This window comes from Peribacillus sp. B65 (assembly GCF_058513295.1).
In genome coordinates this window covers 1,740,568-1,762,802 of the sequence record NZ_CP195840.1, presented here as the reverse complement: position 1 = coordinate 1,762,802, position 22,235 = coordinate 1,740,568, and the positions used below count along the sequence as shown (strand labels likewise).

Sequence of the window (22,235 nt, the reverse complement as noted above, 5' to 3'; positions counted from 1 at the left end):
ATGAATATTTTGTCCTACTCTCACATCATACTTTTAGACTGTAAACTCCGTTTGAAGCAAATGTAAATATTCAGTAAATAATTGTGTGCTAATTGTAAAGACGAAAGAACTGTACTGATCTAGGTCTTAAAATGCAAAAAAACACGTTTCCGGTTTTACCCAAAAACGTGTTTTTAACCTTTTATTCATTTTCCTGGCTTTTTCTAACTTCAGCTTGGTCCTTTTGAACGTCTTTACCATTCTCCACTTTCAAATCAGTCGAGGTTTCGGTATTTTCTTTGTCCTTCTTAGCCCGTTCTTTTTTCAGTTCGAAATAAGTATCCATGATTTCTTCACCTATCTCTTTACTCATGCTGTGGCCTGAATGTCCTTGGTATGCCCACGGAACAACGACCGCAAAAGCGACCTCAGGATTTTTAGCTGGGGCATAGCCAACCAACGTGATATTCATCGTATCTTGAGGTTCGCTATAATCCGCTCGGTTCGGACCATCATAGAACGCTTGCGCCGTTCCGGTTTTAGCCGCTACCGTATATGACTTATTCCCAAAGTAAGTATAAGCTGTTCCGCCTTGTTCCATCGAAACTTTCTCGAAACCGCTCTGCACACGTTCTATCCATTCTTCCTTCATCTCAAGACGATTAAGGACAGTTGGTGAAACGTCTTCGGCAACAGGACCCAATTCCTCATTATTATCAACAGGATCACGGATTTCCTTAACCATATGCGGCTTCATGCGGTTACCGCCATTTGCAATGGCTGAAACATACTGCACAAGCTGCATCGGTGTGTACGTATCGTACTGTCCGATAGCGAGGTCAAGCAGCTTACCTGGTGACGTTTCCGAACCTTTGAATCCACTCATTTCATTCGGGAGATCAATCCCCGTGCGGACACCCAAGCCAAACTGGGCAAATGAATTCCGCATGGTCGAAAAGGCGCTAGAACTAATATTCAATGGCTCATTCGGCACATAATGCGCACCTGCAATATTAATTGCCGTTCTGAACATATAAACGTTCGAGGATACTTTTAAGGCAGTCAAATCATTAATGTTCCCGAAGTTACTATATGAGCCTTTTTCCTTTGTACCCTTAATCTTCAGCTTCGTATCATAAAAGTATGTACCTGGCTGAATGGCTCCTTGCTGATAACCAGTCAAAACAGTTGCGCCTTTTACTGAGGAGCCCATTGTATAGGAAGTCGTAATATTCCCTAATGCAAAGTCCTCTATGGAAGATTTCCCTGTTTTTGAATCCTTCTCATATTTCTTGCCCGCCATCGTTAAAATTTCCCCTGTATTAGGATCCATCATAACGACAAAAGCTCTATCCAAGAATTTGGTGTTGCCCATTTTTTTCTTGGCAATCAATTGCTTTTCAATGATTTCCTCTGTTGCAAGCTGTAAATCCATATCAACTGTCAATATAAGATCTTTTCCTCGCGAACCTTCAGTAATCACTTCGGAATCGACAACATTTCCTGATTTATCGGTCACATTCCTTACTTTCGCTTTCTGCCCTTGGAGGATATCTTCATATTGCGCCTCGATATAGCTCTTTCCTACTCGGTCATTCCGGCTGTAATCACGTGCAAGGTAGTAGTTCAGGCTTTCACTAGGTAACCCTTCTTCAGATGAGGAAACTTTACCCAATACAGATTTAAGTGTTTTATTATATGTATAAAAACGATCCCAATCTGTAGATACATCGACTCCTGGGAGCGAATCAAGGTTTTCACTCACCTTGGCGAACTCTTCTTTTGTTACTTTCTTGTTTTTCACAATTTGCGGGGTAAGGGCATATCCGCTTGCAAATTCCCTATAGATAGCAAGGACTTCCAAATCTTTATCCGAAAGCTTTGTTTCTTCTTCAGTAATTCGATCAAGCTGAAGCTTATACAAATCACTTTCTTCCATCTCGCCTTCTTCCACTTTTTTCCGCTCTTTATCGGTAATCTTTTTCTCGGCCAGCTTTGGATTCTTCAAAATCCAAAAATCCTTTTTATCGCGTTCAGTCACTTTGTCTGTTTCCTTTTCGATCAACTTCGCGAGTTCCCCAGCCGTTTCCAGCATTTCTGTTTGTTTCGTACCTTGCTTTCGTGTATATGTAATTGCATCCAGTGGTTGGTTATCGACCATCAATTTTAAATTCCGGTCATACATTTTCCCACGGGGCACCGAATTATTCACGGTCACTTCCTCTGTTCTTTCAATCTCACGCCGGTAATCATCACCATAAACAATCTGTACAACACCCAAGCGTAAAATTAAAGCGGAAAACAAAACAAACACTAAAAAGAAAAGAATATTCAATCTGAAAGGCACATGCGTCTTTTTCTTTTTCTTTTTATTCACACTAAGCCACACATCCTTTTTACATAGTCATAATAGGTCCTATACCATTCTATAGAACATTTATATTTTTTTCTACCTTAGTGTTCTAGAAATATTAAACATCTAACGAACTTTACATAAAAAGTGACTTACGGCTCATAGATCCTAAAACCGTAAGTCCTGATATTGGAAAAGAGGCCTCTAAGGCCTCTTTTTCAATCTTGGTCAATGATATCGATTTTCCGTATAAACCAATATATCACGGTATGCCCTGCCCCGACGATTAACAGATAGATCGGCAGTACTTCCTTTAGGTCGAATAACATGACGGAAAGTATGAATCCTGATATCGATACGATCCTTCCAAGATGAACGAACAGTTCCCGGACAACGATATATTCAATCCTCATTTCCGCTGCCTTCCAAGCACGGCCTATAATGTCATACGTCAACGATATATAAGGGACCAAAAGAATAGGATAAGCGGTAGCGACAATTGCCCCATAAATAAGAAGCTTCCCGAATGTGATATCAAATGCAATCAATAAGACCCCTGCATACAAAAGGATTCCTCCAATAAGAATGGCCTTTTTTCGCATCGGCTGTTTTATATATCGTGAAGCAAAAAAATACGCAACGAATGAAATGGCCGAATTTAACAGACCATAGCTCCCTAAGGCAAGTTCACTATCCGTCTGAATGAAAACGTTAATCGAAATGATGAACATGAAGGTGCCCTCTCGTATCCCTTGAAAAAAGTGAGCACGTGTGATCAAAAGCCAATTCCGATTATTTTTCCGTTCCTGCAATATCCGAAGGAAACAGTATCTGCCATGTGCTGGACGTCTTTTTAAAGAAAAGCTAAGAAACACCGCAACGGAAAACAATAGCAAAGACAATCCGAATACAATGGAATATCCCGTGAATTTTTCAAGCCTCGAAATGATGAACCCTGAAAGAATCGGACCGACCATTCCCCCAAGGGATGATAAAATCCCTAAAAAACCATTGAAGAAATCTCTTGTTTCCGGTTCAGTTATCTCAAAAGTCAAGACATTATAGGCAAGCCAATAAAACCCATAACCGATTCCTAACAGTCCACCAAGCAACCAAAGGAAATCCGTTGCCCGTGTGCCGACCAATAGGACTGATAAATAAAATAGGGCCAAAAAGATAACACCCAGACGCAAAACAATGATTCGATCCACTTTTTTCGCCAACCTGCCAGCAAAGACAAAGGTAAGCGGTTGAAAAAGCACCACGGTTAGATTATATACGGCAATATCAACAATTTGACCGGATTGTTTCCACAAGTACACATTAACGAATGTATTGGATAAAGCAATACTTAGGCTGTACAGCCCGCCAATAAACAAAAGGAGGTGCAGATCCTTCTTTCCCCCCGCTTCACCCAACCATCTCTCTAAAATACCCATTGTTTTAACTCTCCTTTAAATTCCACTCTAGTGTTTGAAAAAACAAAAGAATTTATGTAAAAAAAGGTAAAGAAAACTCTTTGATTGGCGAGCCAGGATGGCGATGACAGAGAAGTAGTTGCCCTTATACTGTTTTCCATAATAGCTCTCTCTCTCAAGTAAAATTAATAATAGTGTAAAGAAAACTCTTCGATTGGCGAGCCAGGATGGCGATGACAGAGAAGTAGTTGCCCTTATACTGTTTTCCTTAAAAGTTCTCTCCCGAATAAATCAAAAACAGTGTAAAGAAAACTCTTTGATTGGCGAGCCAGGATGGCGATGACAGAGAAGTAGTTGCCCTTATACTGTTTTCCTTAAAACTCTCTCCCGAATAAATCAAAAACAGTATAAAGAAAACTCTTTGATTGGCGAGCCAGGATGGCGATGACAGAGAAGTAGTTGCCCTTATACTGTTTTCCTTAATATCTTTTCCCTTTATATCAAAAACAGTATAAAGAAAACTCTTCGATTGGCGAAGACGAAGGGGATGATCATGAATTTGGAGTGTTTACTCGTGAATTCGATCCTTTTCCTCGTGAGTTTCAGATTTCACTCAGGAATTGAAGTGTTTACTCGTGAATTTTTGCGTTTTACTCGTGAATTTCGGGCTTTTACTCGTGAGTTTTGAGCTTTTACTCGTGAATTTGTGCGTTTCTCGTAAATTTCCATCTTTATTCGCAGCTTTTTCTCGTGAATTTCTTTCACTTCTTTTGGCGAAACAGCATACGAGTTGCCTTTATATTGTTTTCTTCAATGTTCCCGTTCGGATTAGAGAAACAAAAAAAAAAGACAGGATTCCTTTTCAGAAAAGGAACCCTGTCTTTTTTAATTACAAATTATTTTGCAGCGCTGTAACGTTTTGCAACCTCATCCCAGTTTACAACATTCCAGAAAGAATTGATGTATTCAGGACGACGGTTTTGGTAGTTTAGGTAGTATGCATGTTCCCAAACGTCCAATCCAAGAAGCGGTGTTTTACCTTCTGATAATGGATTGTCTTGGTTTGGTGTACTTGTTACTTCCAACTCGCCATTGTTGACTGCAAGCCAAGCCCAGCCAGATCCAAAACGAGTAGTAGCCGCTTTAGCGAACTCTTCTTTAAAGCTGTCAAAGCTTCCGAATTTTGAAGTGATAGCATCCGCTAATTCACCAGTCGGTTGTCCGCCGCCGTTAGGTGAAAGGATTTCCCAGAATAAAGTGTGGTTAGCATGTCCGCCACCATTGTTGCGTACAGCTGTACGAACAGCTTCAGGTACTGCGTCAAGGTTAGCGACGATTTCTTCAACGCTTTTGCTTAGAAGTTCTTGGTTACCTTCTAGGGCATTGTTCAGGTTTGTCACATATGTGTTGTGATGTTTAGTGTGGTGAATGTTCATTGTTTCTTTGTCGATGTGTGGTTCTAATGCATCATATGCATACGGTAATTGTGGAAGTTCAAAAGCCATAATAAAATTCCTCCCTATGTAAGCTTTTATTTTTTGAGGGCTTCAGTTCTCGAAAGATACATAAAGCTCGCTAGAAATAGAGTATCAAATTTTTGTAACCGTTTCAAACCTTATGCCTCAATTTTTCATTTTTCGATTATATTTCCTATGAGAATACCACGAATAAAAAATATCCAATCATCAAAACTTGGATGATGCCTTTTGTGATGACGCTGCTTATAAAGCCTACAACGGAACCAAGGCCGATTTTCGAAGCAGTGACCGGGTCTTTTTTATGTACTAGGATTTCTGCCAGGAATGCCCCGATGAATGGTCCTATTAGTATTCCGAGGAACGGGATCACGAATGGCCCGACCAGAAGCCCAATCGTACTGCCCCAAATTCCCGCTTTCGTGCCTCCATACTTTTTGACCCCGACCATGTTCGCAATGTAATCAGCTGCGAATAAAAGGATGACGAATAAAATTTGGACCGTCCAGAAAAACCAGCCAAATGGTTCAAAAGAATAAAATAGTCCATATAGCAATATTCCGCCGAAAATGAATAAAACACTTGGGATGATTGGAAAAATCAGACCGACAAACCCCATTATGAACATGAGGGTAATTATTATCCAAAATAGTGTATCCATCATTAACACGCCCCTTTCTCATTTTATATAATTTGACTTTATCTCTCCATAATTACCTCATTACTGATGGTTGAAACCAATGAAGCAGAATACAGGTTGTTTTATTTTTCCCATATAGTTAAAATTGGTTAGGAATCTTATATAGTTAGGTGCTGAAAACATTGAACATATTCAAACAACTATTGGTAAGCTTGTATTCTCCTAAAGATATCGCTTCCTTTCAAAACCAAGGTATCGGGAAAACGATATTATTCGTTTTCTTTATAAGTCTCATCGCCTTTCTCCCTTCAGCTTTTTATTTCGGGACAATGATAGTTAACGGGATAGATGCCATGCACGAAACAGTATCCGAAGACTTACCGGCATTTGAAATCAAAAATGGCACGTTGACAACTGAACAAGATGAGCCGTTTAGCCTGAATAAAAACGGATATCAAATTTTTGTAGATGGCACGGGAGCTTTGACCCCGGAAGATGTAGCCACTAAAGCTGATGAAGCTGTCGCGCTTTTAAAGTCTGATCTGGTTTTCGTATCCGGAGGCAATGTGCAATCCTCTCCATATTCAGTTCTGGAGGGAGATAATAAGGAAATATCCACTTGGCTTGATTCAGTTGAATCTGTGCTGCCTATTATCCTTCCATTGCTGCTACTTATATTATACCTGTTTACTGCTAGCGGAATCTTCATTAAAGTGACAATCCTTGCCGCTTTCGGTCTTTTTTTCAAAAATGCTCTTGGCCGTCATCTTTCCTATAGGCATCTATGGAGAATCGGTGCTTACAGCATAACGCTTGCCACGGTATTCTTCGCCATCATGGATGCTTTTCAAGCAATGGTACCGTTCGCTTCCATCATTAGCTGGTTTGTGACATTGATGATGTTATTCTTATCGATTAAAGAAACATCAGCCAATAAGATCGGAAATTGACATTAATAAGATTGGACTCAGACTGTAGGGAAGCTCGATGAGAATCGAGCTTCCCTACAGTCTTTTAAGGCTTTGTAAAATTTGAACGTTGATTGGAACCAGGGCGGTCTTTGCGCCTGTGGGGTCTCCCTAATACACGCTTTCCCGCAGGAGTCTCGCAGACCTGTTCCAATCAACTTTTTTAAAATTCAGATAGAACCCCATTTAATTCGACCACCGGGTCCGGCTCTTTTTGCTTAAATAAAATCGGGTAATCCATGCCTTTGCAGCATATGACTACAGTCATCATTTTTTTAATCTACTTAATTCGACAAAATACTCGCTAAGTTATTCCTATACTTATGGTTGAAATAGTAATTAAGAGGTGATAGATGTGAAGGAGAGTCATATTGATGTACAGTGGTTGCTACTCATAATGGAGGCAAAAAAGAGTGGTCTGACCCCAAAGGAAATTCGCTCCTTTCTTAACACTCATTCAAATAATAAGGATGATACTCAAATGAAATAGAAAAATTTGAATGGCCACTCTCATATTCCATTTGAAGAATTGCCCATTTTTAGGCATATTTTTTGCCCCCTCCAAGTATAGATGAATTAAAGACAAGCTTGGGAGGATGGAAAATTGAAACGGCTACTGCTTTTTATCTCATTCTGTTTCACTTTATTTATTATTTATTTTGATATGACTACGGGTACCCTGCCGGCTTCCCATCCACCGGCCTCTACAGGCGAACAGGCCGTCCCGGCCAGCAAGCCTGCATCCGCACCATCTGCCGCCTATAAAGAAATTACCATGAAACCGGGTGATACCTTACTTTCCATCGTCGAAACGGAAAAAGGCGGATCCAATCAGCCAATCGAAACGATCATCACTGACTTTCAAAGTTTGAATGAAGGATTGAAGCCCGAGGATATGCAGATTGGCAAAACATATAAGATTCCCGTTTACAAATAACCCCCATAATAGGAATCTCCCCCTACACAAGAACCATTAAGGGGATTTCCCAGCATCGATTGTATCCAGAAATTAGGGGATGTCTCGTGATGAAAAAACATTATGCGTCCTATTTCCTTGTCAAGCGGTATGTACATTGATACAATATTTCAGAGAAACAAATTAAAAATCAAAACTGATTTTTTCCTAAAGGAGAGAATTCCACTTGAGTGAAATCATACATCGCACCAAGACGCGGCCAATTAAAGTCGGAAACTTAACGATTGGCGGCAATAATGAAGTTATCGTACAAAGCATGACAACGACAAAAACACATGATGTTGAAGCAACGGTTGCAGAGATTCTTCGCCTTGAAGAAGCTGGATGTCAAATCGTACGTGTCGCCTGTCCGGATGAAAGGGCAGCTGATGCAATCTCTGAGATAAAAAAACGGATAAACATCCCTCTTGTAGTCGATATTCATTTCGATTATAAACTTGCTCTGAAGGCAATCGAGGGCGGAGCTGATAAAATCAGGATTAATCCTGGTAACATCGGTCGCCGTGAAAAGGTTGAAGCAGTAGTGAAAGCTGCGAAGGCTAAAGGAATACCAATTCGCATCGGGGTCAATGCTGGTTCTCTAGAGAAAAAAATCATCGAGAAATATGGCTTCCCGACTGCTGATGGAATGGTAGAAAGTGCTTTACACCATATCAAGATCCTGGAAGATCTGGACTTTCATGACATTATCGTTTCCATGAAGGCTTCCGATGTGAATTTAGCCATCGAGGCATATGAAAAAGCTTCAAAAGCATTCGATTATCCTTTACATCTTGGGATCACGGAATCAGGTACACTGTTTTCAGGAACCGTAAAAAGCGCTGCCGGACTAGGTGCCATCCTAAGTCAGGGCATCGGAAGCACGATGCGTGTTTCCTTAAGTGCCGATCCTGTCGAAGAGGTGAAGGTGGCAAGGGAGCTTCTAAAAGTATTTGGCCTTGCTTCCAACATGGCCACTTTAATTTCCTGCCCTACTTGCGGTCGAATCGAGATTGATTTGATTTCCATCGCCAATGAAGTTGAAGAGTACATCCAGACGGTCAAAGCGCCAATCAAGGTATCAGTGCTTGGTTGTGCGGTAAACGGCCCTGGAGAAGCCCGTGAGGCTGATATCGGCATTGCCGGGGCCCGAGGTGAAGGTTTACTGTTTAGAAAAGGTCAAATTGTTCGTAAAGTGCCTGAAGAGACGATGGTCGAGGAACTTAAAAAAGAAATTGACAAAATCGCTGAAGAGTACTATGAAAAACAAAGAGCCGAAGCTGCTGCTGCAGCTTTACTAAATAAATAAAACAAAGAATCCCGATGTTTCATTATCGGGATTTTTTGTTTTATACAATTTGAAAAACCCTTTGATGCATTTCGGAAAATGACATCAAAGGGTTTAATGATGTTTAAAAGAACGGCAGGATGAATATGCCAACGATGATGGAGATTGCACCAATGACGATGGCCCAAGTACCTAAGTTCGATCCCCGGCTTCTGGCCACTATCCCTACAATGATACCCACAATCCCTAAAATGAAGGGCATCATGAATAAAGATATAATGGAGATGATCAAAGCTATGACACCAATCGCTTTCCCTCTTGATGCCACATCCCCAGAACCATTATCCTCTGCACGTCCATCATTTTTATATGACCTGATTCTCTGAGGCGGTGTTGAAATTTCGGCAGACGTTTCTTCCTGATACCGGTTATCCATATTGGTTATGGTCCCATGACTTTCATATCGTCTGTCATCTTCAGGTGTATCTTCATTATAATACCGCTCATGATGCTGATCATCCACAACGGTTGGTTCACTGCCCTCTTTCGCCAATTGCATTTCGTCGTCAATACTGGAGTATTGATCTTTTTCCATTCGTGCATCCCTCACTTTCATTTGTGAAGCATTTATAGTGTATGTAAAAATCGCGGATCCCATCGTGAAAATGGTTTCATATCTTGGAAATAAATACGGGTATTTACCAAAGCTATGATGGGATATGTTACACTATTACAAGTATTGAAAATGAGGGAGAGATTCATCATGAAAAAACGTTTTGGCATCGATATAGACGGGACTGTTACAAGACCTGATTCCATGGTCCCCTTTTTAAATAAAGCTTTCCAGCTGAATTTAGCTTATGAGGACATTACCGAATATGACTTATTCCCTTTCGTGAATGTTCCAAAAGAGGATTTCACTAAATGGTTCATTGAGAGCGAGCCACTCATCTATTCGGAATCATTATTGGCTGAAGGTGCGAAAGATGTATTGGAAAAATGGACTGAACACGCTAACCTTTATTTCATAAGTGCCAGAAGTAACCGTTTATTTGATGTAACCAAAAATTGGTTCACGTCGAATGAAGTCCTATATGATCATATTGAGCTTGTAGGCTCACACGATAAAGTGGCTGCAGCCAAAAAATTCGAAGTCGATCTCTTTTTAGAGGACAAGCACGATAATGCAGTGGCGATTTCGGAAGAGTGTAAAATACCCGTGATTTTATTTAATACTCCTTACAACCAAGATCCCGTGCCTGAAAGGGTGATTCGGGTCAACAATTGGCAAGAAGCCTCTGCATGGGTGAATAATTGGATGTCAGGGCAACCGGCAACTATAAAATGAGACAAGAAAAAACCATTGACTGGAGGTCAATGGTTTTTATGCATCCAAAGATACGCTACATGCGGGACAGCGTCCGTAAATTTCAAATTTATGACCCGAAACATCGTAGTCCTTCAAGCTTTCCTGAAGTTCCTGCATCGGGCACAGTTCGATTTCTTTCGTTTTCCCACAATTTAAACAGATGAAGTGGTGATGGTGGGAAGAATGACCGCATGTAAAACGAAAACGCTTTTCCCCTTCCAACTCGGTCGCTTCAAAGATGCCCAGTTCTACAAATAAGGAAAGATTTCTGTAAATCGTATCGAAGCTTAAACCTGGATAATCCTGTTTCATATTCTCCAATACATCTTTGGCCGTTAAATATTTATCGCTGGAAGAGAAAAGCTGCAGCATTTCTTCCCTCTTTCCTGTATGCTTAAAACCTTTATCTTTTAATAGTTGCATGGCAGTAGTTACGTTCATTACATCACCCCATCTATCGATTTTTCCACTTATCAAACAAAATTGACAAGATGAGAATTAGTACAGCTATTATTACAATGGTCCCGCCAGGAGCAAGGTCAAGGTTATATGATAAGAATAATCCGCCTATGACAGACACTTCACCGAATAAGACCGAATATCCAATCATCTGCTTAAAACCCTTTGCAAAGCGGAGACTAGCAGCTACCGGGAGCGTCATGAGTGAAGAAACAAGTAATATACCAATGATTTTCATGGAAGCGGCAATGACCAACGCGACCATTACAATAAAAATAAAATGAATCGCTTTATAAGGTATTCCGGACGCTTTCGCATGCTCTTCATCAAAAGATAACAGAAATAGTTCTTTATATAATAGGGTGAGCATCAAGGCTACGACTATCCCCACTGCCAAAATGACATATAAGTCCGCCCGGCTGACGGCACTGACACTGCCGAATAAATAACCGTATAAATCCGTATTGAAACCATCTGCAATGGATATGAAAATGACACTGAGACCCATGCCGCCTGACATTATGATCGGGATTGCAAGCTCTTGATAATGCTTGTACACCCCTCTTAATTTTTCAATGAATAATGAACCACCTACAGAAAAGGCCATTCCTATATAAAGTGGATTCAATCCTGCTAAAGATAGAAAGCTCTTCTGCAGCAATAAACTAAACGCTATCCCAGCAAGCGCTACATGACTTAGCGCATCGGAAATCATCGACATCCGCCTTACCACGACAAAAACGCCCACTAATGGCGCAATCGCTCCGATGATGATTCCGGTCAAAAATGCGTTCTGCAAAAATTCAAATTGCAATATCCCCGATATCATTGGGCTATCCTCCAAAACATATTAATGATCATGATTTAAAAATTGGACCCCATGTCCATAAATGGACGAGAGCTCACCTTCATCCAGCTCATTATATTCACAGGCATCCCCGTGAAAATGAAGCTTTTTATTTAAACAGGCGACATGTGTGACTTTATCGGTCACAGTACCAACATCATGAGTTACTAAAATCAGGGTTATACCTAATTTTTTATTCAACATCTCAAGCATTTCATAAAATTGGTGGACGTTTTTTGAATCAACGCCAACCGTAGGCTCATCCAATATCATCAATTCCGGTTCGCTGACCAGTGACCGGGCAATGAACACCCGCTGCTGCTGGCCTCCGGACAATTCCCCGATATTGCGGTTCTGATATTCAAGCATATCCACGGATTCCAGAGCCTTCTTCACCTTTTGCTTATCCTCTTTGCCTGCAAACTTAAACAAGCCGATTTTTTTGGTCAAACCACTCTGAACCACTTCAAAAACTGTGGCAGGAAACCCAGAGTTGAAGGAGTTGGCCTTTTGGGAAACGAAACCGACCTTTTGCCAATCTTTAAAGCGTCGTATGTCTTCACCGAAAATTTCAATTTTTCCCTTTTGGAGCTTGAACAGACCAAGCAGCAACTTCAAAAGCGTTGACTTACCGGATCCATTCGGCCCAACGATTGCTAAGAAGGCCCCTCTAGGGATTTCAAGAGAAACATGTTCCAGCACTAGATCTTTTGTATATTTGTAAGATATATCTTCAAATTTAACTATGGGGTTTACTACATTATCCAAAGAGATCACCTATTTTTTTAAGAATCATTACGATTAACAATCGTTAGTATAAATCAAAGAAGCCAAGATGTAAAGAAACCGGTCCTCTGAACAAGTGCCGGTACACCCTGAACCACAAAAAAGTGTGAGCTGAACCAAACTTACAGTAATCAAACAAAGTTTCATGTTCACATACGTCTTCCTCCTTCATATGTTTTAACAAAGGAGGAGATCGTTTGAAATTATTTGAAATGATGGTCAATCATAAAATCAACAGTATTCGCCCCGATGAACTGCTTTCCCTTGCTAAACAGCATAAGGTTGCACTCACTCAAAAACAAGCACAGGATATCACTGCACTTCTAGCAGGTAAAAATATTAACATTTTTGATATACGTCAAAGACAGAACGTGCTTGGTCAAATTACAAAAGTTGCCGGAGCAAGCACAGCCAGGGAAATAGAATCCCTCTTCAACAACCTTACTTCCACTTTTTAGAGATCTTAAGCCAGCTGCAGCTTTATCTGAGCATACTTATGCAAATGAAAGGACGATTCATCTTTTTCGATGAATCGTCCCTATTATGATTATTGTTGAGATCTGATCTTATCCAATAGATCTTCATCAAATTGATTATTCTTGAACATATCAATTTCAAATTTATATGGTGCCTTTTTGTCTTTTTTGTCTTCACCTACATAAGGTGTTTCCAGGATTTTCGGAACACTGCTTAATTGCGGATGGTGAACAATAGCATTCAACGCCTTAAAACCAATATGACCAAATCCAATGTTTTCATGGCGGTCCTTGCGCATGCCGCGTTCATTTTTGCTATCGTTTATGTGAAGGACCTTGATGCGGTCAACACCGACCAATTTATCAAATTCATTCAGTACGCCATCAAAATCCTCGATGATATTATATCCGGCATCGTGAGTATGGCAAGTATCGAAGCAAACCGATAGTTTTTCATTATGGGTCACACCATCAATGATCATCGCCAGCTCTTCGAAAGACCTGCCACATTCAGACCCTTTGCCTGCCATCGTTTCAAGGGCAATCTGAACTTTATCGTCGGCAGTCAGCACCTCATTCAAACCTTCGATGATTCTCTTGATACCCAGTTCACTGCCTGCACCAACATGCGCACCTGGATGAAGTACGATCTGCCTTGCGCCAATGGCTTCGGTCCGATCGATTTCGCTGCGTAAGAAGTTGACTCCAAGCTCGTATGTGGCTGGATTCGTTGTATTTCCTATATTAATGATATACGGGGCATGGACCACGATATCGCTGATTCCATTCTCCTCCATATGCAGTCTTCCGGCTTCGATATTTAAATCCTCGATTTTTTTACGTCTTGTGTTTTGAGGGGCCCCTGTATAGATCATGAATGTGTTGGAGCCATACGAAGCCGCTTCTTGACTCGCAGCAAGTAGCATACCTTTCCCGCTCATTGAAACATGCGATCCGATCTTCAGCATCTGATTTCTCCCCTATTTCTTTCTCTGTATACGACGTTCACGTTTTTTAAAGTTTTCCACATCTCGTTGAATTTTCTTCTTGTATCCTGGCTTGACTTTAGTTGGCTTCTTGACGTGCCTGCTCGCTTTAACATCGATATCAGATTTTTGTTTTTTACGGTTTTTCCGTTTATTACGTTCATCGATATCAACCCAATCACCGTTTTGGATATCCGCATCACGGAATTCAATGCCCATTTTTTCAAGGCGGTTCAGTGAATCTTCATCGGATGTATCGTAAATGGTAGTGGCAATGCCTGAATATCCGGCACGAGCCGTCCTTCCCGTCCTATGGATATAAAAATCCAAATCTGAAGGCAATTCATAGTTAATGATATGACTTACACCTTCAATATCGATTCCACGGGAAGCCAGATCTGTCGCAACGATGAATTGATACTCCAGATCATTGATTTGCTTCATCATTTTTTTACGCTCACGAGGCGATAAATCACCATGAATACGGCCGACATTCAACCCTTTTTCAATCAAGGAGTTAGCCACATGATCCGCCATTTTTTTTGTGTTTGTGAAAATAATCGCCAAATATGGATTATAACGAACGATGATATCATGAAGTAACTGCTCTCTGTTACGGTGACGAATCGGTACGAGAACATGTTCAATTTTCGAAGCGGTCGCCTGCTTGGGATTCACTTGAACATACTTTGGATTCTCCATATATTTATTTAAAAACGGCTTCAATTTTTCTGGGATGGTTGCCGAAAAGACAAGCATTTGAATTTTTTCAGCCATACGTGATGCAAATATATCGACATCTTCAATGAAGCCCATGTCTAGCATAAGGTCCGCTTCATCGACTACAAGCATTTTTGCTGTATAAACCTGTAATGCCTGAGCTGCAACCAAGTCCTTGATCCGGCCCGGTGTACCGATTACCAATTGCGGCTGTGTCTTCAATTTATCTATCATTCGCTGTTTATCAGTACCACCGATGAAACAACGGACTTGAATCTGCTCATCCTCAGGGAAATGGTCAGCAATTTTCAAAGCTTCTTTGTAGATTTGGTTCGCTAACTCACGGGTTGGTGCGGAAATAATCGCTTGAACCTCATTCTTACCGGCATCAAGCCTGTTCATGATCGGCAGCAAATAGGAATGTGTCTTCCCTGTTCCTGTCTGCGACTGTCCAATTAAGCTACTTCCCTTTAAAAGCGACGGAAGCACGCGCTCTTGAATTTCCGTCGGCTTATCGAACCCTAAAGTACGAACCGCATCTAGAATGTAGCTTTTCAAATTAAATCGTTCAAATTGATTTTGTTTCATCAAAAAACTCCTTTATCCTGTCAGTCATTAGACATGTCCTGTTATTATAATAAATTTCACACAAAAAGCGCAAGCGCCTGGGTTGCTCGTGAAGAAAATAGGGATTGACCCATAAGGCGCTTTTTGCCTTATGTGGGCGATCATCTTTTTCACAACGAGCTAGGCGCTGAAGCTGGATTACACAAAAAGCGCAAGCGCCTGGGTTGCTCGTGAAGAAAATAGGGATTGACCCATAAGGCGCTTTTTGCCTTATGTGGGCGATCATCTTTTCACAACGAGCTAGGCGCTGAAGCTGGATTACACAAAAAGCGCAAGCGCCTGGGTTGCTCGTGAAGAAAATAGGGATTGACCCATATTGGGGCAGGCCATCTACTTTTTTCAATGTGTCCCATTTACTTAACAAAAGCGCAAGCGCTGAGGTTTTCTCTTAAAATGGACTCTTGCAAACGAAAAGCCCCTGTCCTGGTCATAGCGTATCCCCCGCAGACATGGAGCTAAAAGACTACCGTTACCATCTTACCTTCTTTCCGGTTACTTCACAACTGCCCAGTCACTCTTTCCTCAAACCTTTTTTGTCGAGTTGCATAATTTATATAGAAGATTACACCAGCATATAAAATCTGAGGAGGTGAAACCTATGTTCCCAAATAGAAATCGTCAACCCGGACCCGGTTTTCAGCCACCCAATGGCCGAAGGATGCAGCAGCACCCTGCTCCATTGAGACAGTCACCGCAAATCCCCCACCCTTATCAGCAGATGCAGCGGCCGATGGTACAAAACAGAGGGCAGATGCCACAGGGACCTCAAGGTTTCCGCGGCCCCTTCAACCAACCGCAGCGGCAGGAGATGCCGCCAGCGAAGAAAGAAGGGTTATTGTCAAAAATACTCGGTAAGTCAAAACAAAAAGCAGCTGCGCCAAATTTATTTGCGCCAGCCGGTACCTCTAATCAAAGTTCTTCAAGAAGCAGCGGAGGCGGTATACTAGAAACATTAAAAAACCCAGAGTCCCTTAATAACATGCTTTCCAACACGCAAAAAGTATTGCAAGCGGCGGAACAATTCACACCTATGGTGGAACAATACGGACCAGTGATTAAAAACCTGCCTTCCATGTGGAAAGTTTTCCGGAGCATTTCATCAGCCAGTGATAACGAGGATCAGGGAGTTTCCGTTGAAAGCGAGCCAAATGTTGAGGTACAAAAAAACAGTGTGGTACAAACGGATTCGAAGAAAAAAGAAAAAGCTAAAGAAGCTAACCCTATCGCCCAAGTCCATACCGAAACCAAAAGGGAGAGGTCATCCGGTCCAAAGCTTTATATCTAAAGGCTGCAAAAAATTTACCAATAACTGATTTTATGTAAATATGATGTTTTGTAATATCATCTATGGTCTTATATAATAGAAAGGTATAAAAAGTGAGAGTTTCTTGCCTTGAAGGAGGACACATAGATGAAAGTGATTAAAATTTCCCCGCGCGGCTATTGTTATGGCGTTGTCGATGCCATGGTCATCGCCCGTAATGCGGCTTTAGATAAAACCTTGCCACGTCCCATTTACATTTTAGGAATGATTGTGCATAACAAACATGTGACGGATGCGTTTGAAGAAGAAGGCATCATCACGCTGGACGGCAGCAACCGCAACGATATCATCGAACAGGTGGACAGCGGAACCGTCATCTTTACTGCTCACGGCGTTTCACCTGAGATCAGGAAGATCGCCGAGAAAAAAGGTCTTGTTACGCTTGATGCTACATGTCCCGATGTTACCGCAACACATGACTTAATTCGGGAAAAACAAGCGGAAGGCTATCAAATCATTTATATTGGCAAAAAAGGCCATCCGGAACCAGAGGGTGCTGTCGGAGTTGCTCCTGATGTAGTTCACCTGGTTCAAAAGGATGAAGATGTGGAAGCCTTGACTTTGAATAGTGATAAGATCATTGTTACCAATCAAACAACGATGAGCCAATGGGATGTATTGGATATCATGGATAAGGTCAAGGAAAAGTTTCCACATGCCGAAGTCCATAAGGAAATTTGTTTAGCGACACAGGTTCGCCAAGAAGCGGTTGCCGAGCAAGCTGGTGAAGCTGATGTTTTAATCGTAGTCGGAGACCCCAAGAGTAATAATTCAAACCGCCTTGCACAAGTTTCCCAAGAGATTGCCGGCACGAGCGCTTATCGGATCGCTGACATTTCCGAGCTGAATCTTGAATGGCTAAAAGATGCAGAAACGGTTGCCGTCACTTCAGGGGCTTCCACACCAACTCCGATCACGAAGGAAGTTATCGCATTTCTAGAGCAATATGAAGCAAGTGATGAATCGACTTGGAATACCGAAAAGAAAACGCCATTGCATAAAATTTTACCTAAAATTAAAGTGAAGAAATGATTTCACAAAAAAAAAGGCAGCCACTAATGGCTGCCTTTTTCGTGTTATTTAAATGAATTGGAAAGGGTCTGTATTCAGCCGGGATGGAATGAATTCCACATCGTAGCTCTTTTCGAGGCACATTTTTTCAAGGATTCGTGCCACCCCTTTTTTCATCACCTTTTCAACATTGTGGCCTGGATCCACGATATTCAATCCAAGCATCATCGCGTCATGCGCTGTATGGTAATACATGTCACCCGTAACGTATACATCAGCTCCCTTGAACTTCGCTGTTGTAAAGTATTTATTGCCGTCTCCGCCCAACACTGCCACTTTTTTGATTGGGCTTTGCAAATCTCCAACGACACGCACCTTTTCAACATCAAGTGTCCGCTTCACATGTTCGGAAAATTGTTCAAGTGTCATTTCTTCAGGAAGTACACCGATCTTCCCTAAGCCAAGAGACTCCCCTTTATTCTCCAGTTTATATATATCATGAGCAACTTCCTCATATGGATGGGCTTTGATCATCGCAGATAGCACTTTCTTTTCGATATTTTCCGGGAATATCGTTTCGACTCGCATTTCAGCTACTTCTTCAAGCTTTCCTTGGGAGCCAATTACCGGCTCACTGCCATCACCTGGCAAGAAGCGTCCGGTACCTTCCCCGGAAAACGAACAATTGCTGTAATTCCCGATCGCTCCGGCCCCTGCCTTACCTAGGGCTTCCCTCACCTTTTGTGCATCGGTCTTTGGAACATATACGACCAATTTCTTTAGAGTTGTCTCGGTAGTTGGAATCAATACTTCTGTGTCCTGCAATTGCAGCGCTTCGGCAAGTAAATCATTTACTCCGCCCCTAGCGACATCCAAATTGGTATGCGCAGCATAAACAGCGATATCATGTTTGATCAGCTTTTCGATGATGCGGCCTCCAGCAGTGTTTGTATCGATCCTTTTCAATGGTCGGTAGATAAGCGGATGATGGGCGATGATCAATTCCGCGCCATGTTCTATCGCTTCGTCTACAACCTCTTCCAGCACATCAAGGGCAATCAGCACTTTAGTAACCGGCTTATTGAGCTGACCGACATGCAGCCCGATCGGATCTCCCTCCATCGCATAATGCTTTGGGGAGAATTGTTCAAACGTTTCAATGATTTTGTGACCATTCACTGTCTTCACCCTTTAAGCACCTCCTCAATTACGGAAATTTGGGATTTTAATTCATTGCGCTTCGTTTCCAGTCCGCTTCTTCCGCTTTCATCCAATTGTTCGATGATTCTCTCCAAATGTTTTTTCTCTAGCTGCCATTTTTTTATGAAAATGTCACTGAATTGCTCTCTTAAGTATGGACCGAACGTGAGGCCTGCTTGCTTGTTTATCAGATAAGGGCGGAGCGGGTCCCCTTTTTCGGCAATTAAGATTTCATAGATTTTCCCATCTTCTTCAAGGATTTCCTCTCCAATAAGTTCCCAGCCGTTTTCCATAAGCCAGCTGCGAACATTCGCTGCACCGACATTTGGCTGAAGGATAAGCCTTTCTGCCCTGCCAAGTTTCCCTTTTCCGCTTTCCAATATACTTGATATTAAAGTCCCTCCCATGCCTGCAATCGTAATGCAAGTCGCTTCATCAGGCTTCAATACTTCAAGCCCGTCTCCTTTACGGACCTCTATCTTGTCCCTAAGCCCCGTCATTGCAACTTGCTTGCGTGCTGACTGATATGGCCCTTCTACAACTTCGCCGGCTATTGCACTGTCACACAAGCCGTTAGTCACAGCATAGCACGGCAAATAAGCATGATCGGAACCTATATCTGCAAGGATGCTTCCTTTTGGTATATGTATGGCAACACGTTCTAATCTCATCGATAGTTTTTCATGATTCATATTTATCAACTCTCTTAATTCAAATAATTTCTTACTATAATTAGTTTCCCATTCGATTATACCAAGTTCAATCGAAAAATTACAGAAAGGAGAAAGGACTCTTTCTATCAGTGGGCAGAAGAAACTTTCCATCTGGAATCTTCCTTTTCTGAATAAATGAAAAACTGACTCAAAAAGTTCGCTTTCCAACGATTTCTTGAGTCAGTTTCATGAATTATTTCAGTCCATGAATATATTCGGCCATGGCGTCAATGTTCTGTTCTTCGACTAAACCTGGTGGCATTGCACCTCGTCCATTCGTGATCACTTCTTTGACCTCGTCCACCGATAGACGATCGCCAACACCTTTTAGGGCAGGCCCGACGCCGCCTTGATAGGCGTCACCATGACATGAGATACAGTTTTGCTTATAGATGTCCTCAGGTGATGCTGAGGCACTTTCTGTTTCTTCTGTCTTTTCGCCGCCCTCTTTTTCCTTAGCAAGATCTTTGGCATCACCCAAACCTTTAAACGAAAGTAAAAACATAAGTCCAATACCAAAAACCATGATAATAATAAAAGGCATTACTGGATTGCGATTCATAGTATTTCCTCCCCTATGTAGAACCTAAACTTACCATATTTAATATTATATACAAACAGCTATATATTATTTTACTTGAAAAGAGTTTCAAGTAAAAGCCCAAAAATAGAAGATATTATATAATTTCTTAAAATTGTCAAAAACTTATGTATATTTCCAAACAGTTTTACTTTTTCTTACATATATTTCATAATACCCTAAAATCACTAATTAAAACCGCTAGAATGTCCTAAAAAAAAAGTAAAGAGTGACCATTGCTCCCAGGCCTCCCCCTATGGAAAAATGGAGCAGCTTCAGTTTTTTGCCCATTAAAATCCAAAGTCCGCAATTAATGAACAGGAAAATATAAAGGATACTCACTTGACCAGGTGCCATGAATTCGGCAAAACTGACTGTTAATAAAAGCAAAGATAGCGCCATTCCCATCAAGGCCATTTGAAAAATGATTTTCCTGCCGGCAAAGTGGCGGGCCGCCAGCCCAAAGACAAGAATTGAAATTGTTGTCATAAGCATTTGCATTCTTATGGGTATTTCAGTAAAATAATTCAAAAATACAATAAATGAAAAAAGGGCCCCAATCAACAACCCGGAAAAGATGTCGTTTTTTACGCTCCCGGATTTAGCCGAATTGGGTGGCGGCAGTTCGCCTTGACAGTATAATGCAAGCAGATAATTACAATATTGCTCCGGAAGCATACGACTTTCCTTCCAGGAGTTTATTTCTTGAATGATGATTTTCTTTCTCATCTCATCCATGAATCTCACATCCTCATGATGATCATTTCTTTTTATGACTTAGCTTTCAAATTTTTTTACAGTGTATTGGTAATTATTGTTTTTATAGGATATTTTTACATCGGAACTAAAAAAAAGAGCCGCTCCCGAACGCTGGGCATTCAAAGAGGGCTCTGTGAAGGGCATATATTCTATTCCAGGAAATCTTTCAAGCGTTTGCTGCGGCTTGGATGTCTCAGTTTACGAAGCGCCTTCGCTTCGATTTGACGGATACGCTCGCGGGTGACCCCAAATACTTTCCCTACCTCTTCAAGAGTGCGGGTGCGGCCATCATCAAGTCCAAAGCGGAGTCTCAAGACGTTCTCTTCACGGTCAGTAAGAGTATCCAATACATCTTCAAGCTGTTCTTTCAATAGTTCATATGCTGCATGCTCCGATGGAGAAGTTGCATCCTGATCTTCAATGAAATCACCTAAATGTGAATCGTCTTCTTCTCCTATTGGCGTTTCCAATGAAACCGGTTCCTGAGCTATTTTCAAGATTTCACGAACTTTTTCAGGTGTTAAGTCCATATCCTCCGCAATTTCTTCCGGAGAAGGTTCACGTCCTAAATCCTGAAGAAGCTGTCTTTGGACACGGATCAATTTATTAATGGTTTCCACCATATGCACCGGTATCCGGATCGTCCTTGCTTGGTCGGCAATCGCACGGGTTATCGCTTGGCGAATCCACCATGTTGCATACGTACTGAATTTGAATCCCTTGCGGTAATCAAATTTCTCGACTGCTTTGATAAGTCCCATATTACCTTCCTGAATCAAATCAAGGAAAAGCATTCCGCGTCCGACATAGCGCTTGGCGATACTGACAACAAGACGAAGGTTAGCTTCTGCCAAACGGCGTTTCGCCTCTTCATCCCCATCTTCGATTCTCGTCGCCAGAGAGATTTCCTCTTCTGCCGATAAAAGGTCTACCCGACCAATTTCCTTTAAGTACATGCGTACTGGGTCATTGATTTTAACGCCAGGAGGAACACTTAAATCATTTAAGTCAAACTCTTCTTCTTTTGCAAGCTTCTTCTCATCCGGATCATCTTCATCCTCGTCCTCCTCACCATCAGTGAGTATTTCGACGCCGTTTTCTGCTAACACCTCATAGAACTCATCCATTTGATCGGAATCCAATTCAAAACCGCCAATCATTTCAGCGATTTTTTCTAAAGTCAAAGAGCCTCGTTTTTTACCTAGCTCTAGTAATTTTTCTTTCACCTGTTCAAGGCTAAATTCATTATCAACTTGTTTGGAACGTGCTGGTTTTTCAGCCATTAGTTCCCCTCCTTCCAGG

At 41.5% G+C, this 22,235-nt stretch carries 24 protein-coding genes; 8 read left to right on the top strand and 16 right to left on the bottom strand.

The features are described from left to right. Positions 1 to 181: 181 nt before the first annotated feature. The 4 genes from ACSR9O_RS08645 to ACSR9O_RS08630 form a co-directional block, all read right to left on the bottom strand. On the bottom strand, positions 182 to 2,356 hold the full coding sequence (locus ACSR9O_RS08645; RefSeq protein ID WP_230177018.1) for a peptidoglycan D,D-transpeptidase FtsI family protein: 2,175 nt from the start codon (positions 2,354 to 2,356) through the stop codon (positions 182 to 184). A gap of 194 nt (positions 2,357 to 2,550) precedes the next feature. Next, positions 2,551 to 3,771: an MFS transporter gene (locus ACSR9O_RS08640; RefSeq protein WP_101222578.1), complete on the bottom strand. Its 1,221-nt coding sequence runs from the start codon at positions 3,769 to 3,771 to the stop codon at positions 2,551 to 2,553. Positions 3,772 to 4,646: 875 nt separating this feature from the next. After that, positions 4,647 to 5,255, bottom strand: coding sequence for a superoxide dismutase SodA (gene sodA / locus ACSR9O_RS08635; protein ID WP_034308436.1), 609 nt, complete (start codon positions 5,253 to 5,255; stop codon positions 4,647 to 4,649). A 145-nt stretch (positions 5,256 to 5,400) separates the two neighbouring features. Next, the gene (locus ACSR9O_RS08630) at positions 5,401 to 5,886 is read right to left on the bottom strand and encodes a DUF456 domain-containing protein (RefSeq protein WP_101222580.1); all 486 of its coding nucleotides are present in this window, start codon (positions 5,884 to 5,886) and stop codon (positions 5,401 to 5,403) included. A 161-nt stretch (positions 5,887 to 6,047) separates the two neighbouring features. Here ACSR9O_RS08630 and ACSR9O_RS08625 point away from each other — a divergent pair, with 161 nt between their 5' ends. The 4 genes from ACSR9O_RS08625 to ispG all read left to right on the top strand — a co-directional run bounded on the left by ACSR9O_RS08625 (position 6,048) and on the right by ispG (position 9,097). Next, positions 6,048 to 6,815: a DUF1189 domain-containing protein gene (locus ACSR9O_RS08625; protein WP_491724295.1), complete on the top strand. Its 768-nt coding sequence runs from the start codon at positions 6,048 to 6,050 to the stop codon at positions 6,813 to 6,815. Positions 6,816 to 7,179: 364 nt separating this feature from the next. After that, entirely contained in the window at positions 7,180 to 7,323 is a 144-nt protein-coding gene (locus tag ACSR9O_RS08620) for an anti-repressor SinI family protein (protein ID WP_491724294.1), read from the top strand. Positions 7,324 to 7,437: 114 nt separating this feature from the next. Next, complete coding sequence (locus tag ACSR9O_RS08615; RefSeq protein WP_230177020.1) at positions 7,438 to 7,770, top strand: LysM peptidoglycan-binding domain-containing protein; 333 nt, start codon at positions 7,438 to 7,440, stop codon at positions 7,768 to 7,770. A 214-nt stretch (positions 7,771 to 7,984) separates the two neighbouring features. Then, a complete protein-coding gene (gene ispG, locus ACSR9O_RS08610; protein ID WP_185116202.1) occupies positions 7,985 to 9,097 on the top strand; it encodes a flavodoxin-dependent (E)-4-hydroxy-3-methylbut-2-enyl-diphosphate synthase in 1,113 nt (370 codons plus the stop codon). 103 nt (positions 9,098 to 9,200) lie between these two features. Here the strand turns inward: ispG and ACSR9O_RS08605 are convergent, their stop codons facing one another. Then, a complete protein-coding gene (locus ACSR9O_RS08605) occupies positions 9,201 to 9,671 on the bottom strand; it encodes a DUF4190 domain-containing protein (RefSeq protein WP_260358087.1) in 471 nt (156 codons plus the stop codon). Positions 9,672 to 9,839: 168 nt separating this feature from the next. On the opposite strand from ACSR9O_RS08605, the gene ACSR9O_RS08600 reads away from it, so the two are divergent. Then, positions 9,840 to 10,424 (top strand): 5' nucleotidase, NT5C type, encoded by a 585-nt coding sequence (locus tag ACSR9O_RS08600; RefSeq protein WP_260358089.1) that lies wholly within the window; start codon positions 9,840 to 9,842, stop codon positions 10,422 to 10,424. Between the two features lie 36 nt (positions 10,425 to 10,460). Here ACSR9O_RS08600 and ACSR9O_RS08595 read toward each other — a convergent pair whose 3' ends face one another. The 3 genes from ACSR9O_RS08595 to ACSR9O_RS08585 are packed head-to-tail and all read right to left on the bottom strand — an operon-like array spanning position 10,461 to position 12,519. After that, on the bottom strand, positions 10,461 to 10,886 hold the full coding sequence (locus tag ACSR9O_RS08595; protein ID WP_101222584.1) for a Fur family transcriptional regulator: 426 nt from the start codon (positions 10,884 to 10,886) through the stop codon (positions 10,461 to 10,463). A gap of 13 nt (positions 10,887 to 10,899) precedes the next feature. Further along, entirely contained in the window at positions 10,900 to 11,733 is an 834-nt protein-coding gene (locus ACSR9O_RS08590) for a metal ABC transporter permease (protein ID WP_063233033.1), read from the bottom strand. Positions 11,734 to 11,754: 21 nt separating this feature from the next. Next, positions 11,755 to 12,519, bottom strand: a complete 765-nt coding sequence (locus tag ACSR9O_RS08585) for a metal ABC transporter ATP-binding protein (RefSeq protein WP_053535720.1) — start codon at positions 12,517 to 12,519, stop codon at positions 11,755 to 11,757. Between the two features lie 215 nt (positions 12,520 to 12,734). Here ACSR9O_RS08585 and ACSR9O_RS08580 point away from each other — a divergent pair, with 215 nt between their 5' ends. Continuing rightward, positions 12,735 to 12,995, top strand: coding sequence for a DUF2624 family protein (locus tag ACSR9O_RS08580; protein WP_063233031.1), 261 nt, complete (start codon positions 12,735 to 12,737; stop codon positions 12,993 to 12,995). Positions 12,996 to 13,084: 89 nt separating this feature from the next. Here ACSR9O_RS08580 and ACSR9O_RS08575 read toward each other — a convergent pair whose 3' ends face one another. Genes ACSR9O_RS08575 through ACSR9O_RS08565 form a run of 3 tightly spaced genes read right to left on the bottom strand, consistent with a single transcriptional unit; the run spans position 13,085 to position 15,689 of the window. Continuing rightward, the gene (locus ACSR9O_RS08575) at positions 13,085 to 13,981 is read right to left on the bottom strand and encodes a deoxyribonuclease IV (RefSeq protein WP_101222586.1); all 897 of its coding nucleotides are present in this window, start codon (positions 13,979 to 13,981) and stop codon (positions 13,085 to 13,087) included. Positions 13,982 to 13,993: 12 nt separating this feature from the next. After that, positions 13,994 to 15,307 carry a DEAD/DEAH box helicase gene (locus ACSR9O_RS08570; RefSeq protein ID WP_101222587.1) on the bottom strand — a complete coding sequence of 438 codons (1,314 nt, stop codon included), beginning with the start codon at positions 15,305 to 15,307 and terminating at the stop codon, positions 13,994 to 13,996. Next, positions 15,288 to 15,689, bottom strand: a complete 402-nt coding sequence (locus ACSR9O_RS08565; protein WP_491724293.1) for a hypothetical protein — start codon at positions 15,687 to 15,689, stop codon at positions 15,288 to 15,290. The genes ACSR9O_RS08570 and ACSR9O_RS08565 overlap by 20 nt, the downstream gene beginning before the upstream one ends. Before the next feature lie 255 nt (positions 15,690 to 15,944). Between ACSR9O_RS08565 and ACSR9O_RS08560 the strand changes: the two genes are divergently transcribed. Together ACSR9O_RS08560 and ACSR9O_RS08555 are read left to right on the top strand one after the other, a co-directional pair. Continuing rightward, positions 15,945 to 16,631: a YqfQ family protein gene (locus ACSR9O_RS08560; RefSeq protein WP_230177024.1), complete on the top strand. Its 687-nt coding sequence runs from the start codon at positions 15,945 to 15,947 to the stop codon at positions 16,629 to 16,631. Between the two features lie 126 nt (positions 16,632 to 16,757). Next, on the top strand, positions 16,758 to 17,702 hold the full coding sequence (locus ACSR9O_RS08555; RefSeq protein WP_101222589.1) for a 4-hydroxy-3-methylbut-2-enyl diphosphate reductase: 945 nt from the start codon (positions 16,758 to 16,760) through the stop codon (positions 17,700 to 17,702). Between the two features lie 48 nt (positions 17,703 to 17,750). Here the strand turns inward: ACSR9O_RS08555 and ACSR9O_RS08550 are convergent, their stop codons facing one another. The 5 genes from ACSR9O_RS08550 to rpoD all read right to left on the bottom strand — a co-directional run bounded on the left by ACSR9O_RS08550 (position 17,751) and on the right by rpoD (position 22,216). Next, positions 17,751 to 18,869 carry a Nif3-like dinuclear metal center hexameric protein gene (locus tag ACSR9O_RS08550; RefSeq protein WP_101222590.1) on the bottom strand — a complete coding sequence of 373 codons (1,119 nt, stop codon included), beginning with the start codon at positions 18,867 to 18,869 and terminating at the stop codon, positions 17,751 to 17,753. Then, positions 18,866 to 19,573, bottom strand: coding sequence for a tRNA (adenine(22)-N(1))-methyltransferase (locus tag ACSR9O_RS08545; RefSeq protein WP_491724292.1), 708 nt, complete (start codon positions 19,571 to 19,573; stop codon positions 18,866 to 18,868). Before ACSR9O_RS08545 ends, ACSR9O_RS08550 begins: the two co-directional genes overlap by 4 nt. 214 nt (positions 19,574 to 19,787) lie before the next feature. Next, positions 19,788 to 20,156 (bottom strand): cytochrome c550, encoded by a 369-nt coding sequence (gene cccA, locus ACSR9O_RS08540; RefSeq protein WP_101222591.1) that lies wholly within the window; start codon positions 20,154 to 20,156, stop codon positions 19,788 to 19,790. A gap of 219 nt (positions 20,157 to 20,375) precedes the next feature. Further along, positions 20,376 to 20,912, bottom strand: coding sequence for a hypothetical protein (locus ACSR9O_RS08535; RefSeq protein WP_491724291.1), 537 nt, complete (start codon positions 20,910 to 20,912; stop codon positions 20,376 to 20,378). A 170-nt stretch (positions 20,913 to 21,082) separates the two neighbouring features. Continuing rightward, positions 21,083 to 22,216, bottom strand: coding sequence for an RNA polymerase sigma factor RpoD (rpoD, locus tag ACSR9O_RS08530; RefSeq protein WP_034308477.1), 1,134 nt, complete (start codon positions 22,214 to 22,216; stop codon positions 21,083 to 21,085). Positions 22,217 to 22,235: the final 19 nt, after the last annotated feature.